This window comes from Planctomycetota bacterium (genome assembly GCA_039182125.1).
In the GTDB taxonomy this organism is placed as follows: domain Bacteria; phylum Planctomycetota; class Phycisphaerae; order Tepidisphaerales; family Tepidisphaeraceae; genus JBCDCH01.
Map to the genome: position 1 here is coordinate 1 of JBCDCH010000123.1, position 5,327 is coordinate 5,327.

Sequence of the window (5,327 nt, forward strand, 5' to 3'; positions counted from 1 at the left end):
CCCGAAGGGTGCGAATCTTTCTTTTCGTCGCGCTAAGGCCCTGCCGATCGGGCTATCGGGCCGCACGGATCATGCCGGCTGCGCGGGCGGTGGATTCGCCCGCTTGATCCGTCGCCATCGCGAGCCAATCATCCAGACCGGTCGCGGGCGTCATGCGTTTTTCGTCGCTGCCGAACATGCTGGTGGGTGTAGCTCAGTTGGTTAGAGCACCGGGTTGTGATCCCGGTTGTCGCGGGTTCGAATCCCGTCACTCACCCCTTTTGGATCCTGCAAAATGTTGACCAAGCGGATCATCCCCTGCCTGGACGTCCACGGCGGGCGGACGACCCGCGGGCAGCAGTTCGGCAAGGCCGAACGGGGCGAACTGACCGATGTCGGCGATCCGGTTGAATTGGCGAAGCGCTACGACGCGCAAGGCGCCGACGAGTTGGTGTTTTACGACATCACCGCCAGCAGCGAACAACGCGGCATCATGGCCGAGATTGTCGCACAAGTCGTTGAGCAGATTTTCATGCCCCTGACCGTTGGCGGCGGGATTCGCGAGGTTGACGACGCCACGCGGCTCATTCAGGCCGGGGCGGAGAAGGTCAGCGTCAACTCCGCTGCCGTGAGTCATCCCAGGCTCATCGAAGATATCGCCCGAAAGTTCGGTCGATGCGCGACCATCCTCGGCCTCGATGCCAAGCGGACCGACGCCGGCGACTTCCGCGTCTTCATCCACGGCGGTCGTACCGACACTGGCCGGGACGTTGTGGAGTGGGCGAAGGAAGCCGTCGATCGCGGGGCCGGCGAGATCGTGCTCAACGTCATGAACGCCGACGGCATGAAGACCGGCTACGACCTGGAAATGACCCGCGCCGTGAGCGAGGCGGTGAGCGTCCCGGTCGTCGCCAGCGGCGGCGCCGGCGGATCGCAGCACATGGTCGACGTTCTCAGCGACGGTCCGAACGGGGGCAAAGCCGACGCCGCCCTGGCCGCGAGCATCTTCCACTACAACGAACTAACCGTCGCCGATGTCAAGCGCGACCTCCACGCCGCCGGCGTGCCGGTGCGGATGGTTTGAGGTTAACCCGCGGGCCGTTGGCCCCCTGGCTATTTGGTCTTGGTTTCTTTCGCGTAGCGGGAGCATCGAAGACACCCGTGTGTGGTGAGTCCCGAAATCACTTGTACTCGCTCAACTTCGCACATCGTCGGTTTCTTCGATCGACGACAGGTCCATCCGTTCGATCGCCCAGAGCAGTCGGACGTGCTGCACCAACGCGGTGAAGCAGGTGATCAGGAAAAACGGTTGCACGATCATCAGCCCGAAGCATGCGGTGACGCAACTGACCCCCTCGATTCCAAAAACGTTCAGGACGGAGAATGTCAGCATGGTGACGATCAACGAACCCTCGCCGAGCACTCTCGTCGGGCCCGTGGCATTGAGTTCTTCGGCGAACCCGCTGCCGCCGACCGACCAGGCGATCCGCACATACAACCGGTACTGCGACGGCAGGTGAAAGAGCGACAGCAGCAGCAGGATGCATGCGATCGTGATGAGGTGTGGCCAGCGACTCACCAACGAAAGCCGGGCCGATTCGTGCAACACGATTGTGGACGCGATCACGGCCGCCCCGAGCCACGCGGCCACCTTTGCGATGTGCCACCGCTCGATCCGCAACGTACCTGATGCGCGGAGGGTTAACGTGGAGATGATCGAGCTCGCTAACAACAAACCGACCACGCCGAGAAAGAGCGGCACATCCCAACCGGTCCAACGCATGTTCACCGACAAGATCGCGAGCAGGCCTAGCGGGATCGTCAACGAAGTGACCAGCGCCGCCCAGCCGCCGATTCGCCAGAGCTTGAGCGTGGACTCATCAGCGACAAACGGGGACGGCTCGAACGGCAGTTCACGGGCATAAGCAAGCGTGGGCGTCTCGTCCATGGCCTTCACGCCTCGAACTCGATCGTCTTCTCGAACACCCGCTCGAACAAATCACGCTTGCGGTCGGCGCCCCAGATTTCCAACTCCGCGTCGGCTCGCGTTTGGAGCTTGCAGTTGACGCGGTTCTTGCGGCGGTCGCAGGTCAGGCCCGTCACCGCGCCGGCGTGGCTGCGGTCCAGGCCATCGGCGAGTCGCAACAAGGCCGCGCCGACATCGACGACGCGGCGTGACTCCTTGCTCATCTCGCCGTACGGGCGGTGCTCTTTCCGCGGCAGGGCTTTGCGGTGGTAACGAGCGATCGCGGCCATGATGTTGATCTCGTCGTCGGTGAAGTTCCGAAGCCGACCGTGCTCGATGAGGTATTGGCTGTGCTTGTGGTGGCCCTTTCGGCCGATGTGCCAGCCGATGTCGTGCATCAGCGCCGCGTACTCGATCAGCTCTCGTTCCATCGCGCCGAGCTTGTGCAGGTTCCGAAGCTCGTCGAAGAGCGCGAGTGTCAGCATCGCGACATGCATCGAGTGCGACTTGTGCCAGTCACACCGGCGGCACAGGTCGAGCACCGATCGTCGCCGCGGGTCGGGCACCTCGCGGCGGACTTCGATGTCGGGGCGTTTGCGTTCGAAGTAGTCCACGAGAATCCCTTCACGCAGGGCCGCGCCGCAGAGTTTCATCTGCTTGAGCCCGAGCGTCTTGAAGACGTGTCGGATGACCAAAACACCGGCGAGGATTTGGTCGCGGCGTTGGTCGTCGAGGTCGCGCATCTCGGCCCGGGTGGCGGCGGTGGATTTGATGAGTTTCTTGGCGAGCTTCTCGAGCGGCTTGGCGTCGATGGTGCCGAGGGTGTGGTCGCTGGCCGGTTCGGCGAACAGGCCGCCGGTCATGGCCGCGATGTTCTCGAGCGTGCCGCTGGTGCCGATGGCACCGACGGGGTTGAGCGCCTTGATTTTCTCGATCAGCGGGGCCATCTCGTTGGCGATGTGCGTCTCGACGGCTTCGAGGTCGCCGGCGGAGATCGGGTCGGACTTGATGAACAACCCCGTGAGCCGGGCCGCGCCGAGCTTGCGGCTTTCGAGCAGGGGCGCGTCTTGCTCATCGCCGACCATGAACTCCACGCTGCCGCCGCCGATGTCGACGATCAGGTGCGGGTCGTCGATCGCGATCGCGTGGCGGACGCCGAGGTAGATCAGGCGGGCTTCCTCGGGGGCGTTCACCACCTTGATGCGCAGCTTGAGTTCGCGCCGGACGCGCTCGATCAGGTCGCCGCCGTTCTCCGCTTCACGCACGGCGCTGGTCGCGATGACGACGATCTTTTCGGCTTGTTTGAGGATACTCGCCCGCTGGAACCGGCCCAGGGTCACGACGGCACGGTCGATCGCTTCCTTGGAGAGCCGCTTGGACGGGAAGCTGATCCGGCCCAGGCCGACCGGCTCCTTCATTCGCCAGAGCGTGGTGACGCCGCCGTCGGCGTCGACCTGGGCGACGATCATGTGGATGGAGTTGGACCCGACATCGACCGCGGAGAGTCGCAGCGATCCAGCGGCCGCGTCGGCCGGGGCGATCCGTGACGGGAGGTTGGCCAGGCTCGCTGCGGTGCCGTTGGTGGAGGCGGGCATGGCCCAACTCTACCACACGGGGTCACACGTCGATGCGCAGGTGCGGTTTACCCGGGCCGTCGTTCAGGATTTGTCGCCGGATCGTTGCGAGTGCGTCGGCATCATCGGTCCAGAGCGTCGGCACCGCGTCGATCGAAACCCAGCGCTGGTCGGTGTGTTCGTCGTTGAGCACGACCTCCGCGTCCACATCGACGATGGCCGCGAACGTCGGGGCGTGGAACAACTCGTCGCTGACCGGCAGGTAGTACGTCTTCACATGGTCGCCGTGGTAGAACTTGGTCGGTGTCAGTTGTGTCTCTTCACGCAGCTCCCGGAGGGCCGCGTCGTGCATCGTTTCGCCCGGCTCGACACCGCCGCTGACGAACGCCCAGGTGTCTTCCATGAACCGACCGGGCGCACGGAGCAGTTGCAGCACCTCCCATGTACCACGTTCCCGGAAGACGTAGCAGAAGACGCAGTCGGTGCGGATGCGCATGGCGGAGCGTAGCCGACCGCGTTGCGGAGCAACACAGCGGTGCATCGGTGGACAAGAAACGCCAAGCCGCGTTGCTCCGCAACGCGGTTCGACCCGCCGTCACTTTCGCTTGTACCGATTGCCGTCGGCACGCTCGGCGACGCCTTTGAGCGTGAGCGTGGTCAGGCAGCGGTTCACGACGTGGATCGGCAGCCCGCCGCGATCGGCGAGGGTGTCGGCGTCGGCTGGGTCGACTTCGAGGACGTCGGCGATCGCGCGTTCTTCCTCCGACAACGTCGGCAGCGGTTTCGGCTCGGGCGGCGCCTCGAAGAGCGTCGTCGGCTTGGTCGCCGGCGTGTCCGGTAGCGGGCCGAGCTCGCCGGGGATGTCGGCCGGCTCGGTGACGAGCGTCGCACCGTCGCGGATGAGTTGGTGAGGCCCGTGCGACAGCGGATTGTCCACCTGCCCGGGCAGGGCGAAGACGGTGCGGCCGTGTTCAGTCGCGGCGAGTCGGGCGGTGATGGACGCTCCGCTGCGGGCCGCGGCTTCGATCACGAGCACGCCACGGCTCATCCCGCTGATGATTCGATTGCGTGGCGGAAAGTTCTGCGCGATCGGCGGCGTGCCCAACGGATAGTCGCTCAGCACGCAGCCGCGCTCGGCGATCTCGGCGTACAGGTCGGTGTGTTCCTTCGGATACGCCACGTCGACGCCGCAGCCGAGCACGGCGATCGTGCGGCCGTCGGGGTGGCGCAGCGCCCCGCGATGGGCGGCGGCGTCGATGCCGCGTGCGCCACCGCTGACGATGGTGAACCCCGCACCCGCAAGCCAACTCGAAAACCGCTCGGCCTGCGTACGTCCGTAACTACTGCATCCCCGCGAGCCGACGACACCGAGGCAGCCCGCGTCGGTCAGTTCGCCGCGCAGCCAGAGCACGCTCGGCGGATCGGGGATCCGTGCGAGCAGCGCCGGGTAGGCCGGATCGTCGCGGTGGAGGATCGTGACACCGAGCCGGTCGGCGAGATCGAGTTCACGGCGGACGTCGTCCTGTGCGACGCGCAGCGCTGTCTCGATGGATGTCGCCTTCGCGCCGCCGATGCCCTTGATGTTTTGGAGGGTGCGCGCCGAAGCTTCGGCGGCGTCGGCGACGTTGCCGCAGAAGTCGACGAGGCGCTGCGCGAGCGTCGGCCCGATGCCCTGTGCTAGGCGCAGACGCAGCCAATGGGCAACGGACATGCGGGGAGTGTGGGCGAAGCGGTCCAGGCAAGCAAATCACAACGAGGCCCGACCGTGAGGGAGGGTGGCGGGCGCAGCCCGCAGCGCCGAGCGTGCG

Annotated in this window: 5 protein-coding genes and 1 tRNA gene; 2 read left to right on the forward strand and 4 right to left on the reverse strand. The window is 65.6% G+C overall.

Annotation, left to right across the window (positions count from 1 at the left end; translation table 11 throughout):
• Positions 1–182 precede the first annotated feature (182 nt).
• Positions 183–256: transfer RNA gene (locus tag AAGD32_18265), tRNA-His, on the forward strand.
• 18 nt (positions 257–274) lie between these two features.
• Entirely contained in the window at positions 275–1,063 is a 789-nt protein-coding gene (gene hisF / locus AAGD32_18270) for an imidazole glycerol phosphate synthase subunit HisF (GenBank protein ID MEM8876195.1), read from the forward strand.
• A gap of 111 nt (positions 1,064–1,174) precedes the next feature.
• Here hisF and AAGD32_18275 read toward each other — a convergent pair whose 3' ends face one another.
• The 4 genes from AAGD32_18275 to dprA form a co-directional block, all read right to left on the reverse strand.
• Positions 1,175–1,927 (reverse strand): hypothetical protein, encoded by a 753-nt coding sequence (locus tag AAGD32_18275; protein MEM8876196.1) that lies wholly within the window; start codon positions 1,925–1,927, stop codon positions 1,175–1,177.
• A 5-nt stretch (positions 1,928–1,932) separates the two neighbouring features.
• Complete coding sequence (locus AAGD32_18280) at positions 1,933–3,540, reverse strand: Ppx/GppA phosphatase family protein (protein MEM8876197.1); 1,608 nt, start codon at positions 3,538–3,540, stop codon at positions 1,933–1,935.
• A 22-nt stretch (positions 3,541–3,562) separates the two neighbouring features.
• Positions 3,563–4,015: an NUDIX domain-containing protein gene (locus tag AAGD32_18285; GenBank protein MEM8876198.1), complete on the reverse strand. Its 453-nt coding sequence runs from the start codon at positions 4,013–4,015 to the stop codon at positions 3,563–3,565.
• A 99-nt stretch (positions 4,016–4,114) separates the two neighbouring features.
• Positions 4,115–5,230, reverse strand: coding sequence for a DNA-processing protein DprA (gene dprA / locus AAGD32_18290; GenBank protein MEM8876199.1), 1,116 nt, complete (start codon positions 5,228–5,230; stop codon positions 4,115–4,117).
• Positions 5,231–5,327 lie beyond the last annotated feature (97 nt).

Coding starts and splice junctions, on each gene's coding strand:
- AAGD32_18280 (MEM8876197.1), bottom strand. CDS start 3,540: ATGCCCGCCTCCACCAACGGCACCGCAGCGAGCCTGGCCAACCTCCCG.
- AAGD32_18275 (MEM8876196.1), bottom strand. CDS start 1,927: ATGGACGAGACGCCCACGCTTGCTTATGCCCGTGAACTGCCGTTCGAG.
- hisF (MEM8876195.1), top strand. CDS start 275: ATGTTGACCAAGCGGATCATCCCCTGCCTGGACGTCCACGGCGGGCGG.
- AAGD32_18285 (MEM8876198.1), bottom strand. CDS start 4,015: ATGCGCATCCGCACCGACTGCGTCTTCTGCTACGTCTTCCGGGAACGT.
- dprA (MEM8876199.1), bottom strand. CDS start 5,230: ATGTCCGTTGCCCATTGGCTGCGTCTGCGCCTAGCACAGGGCATCGGG.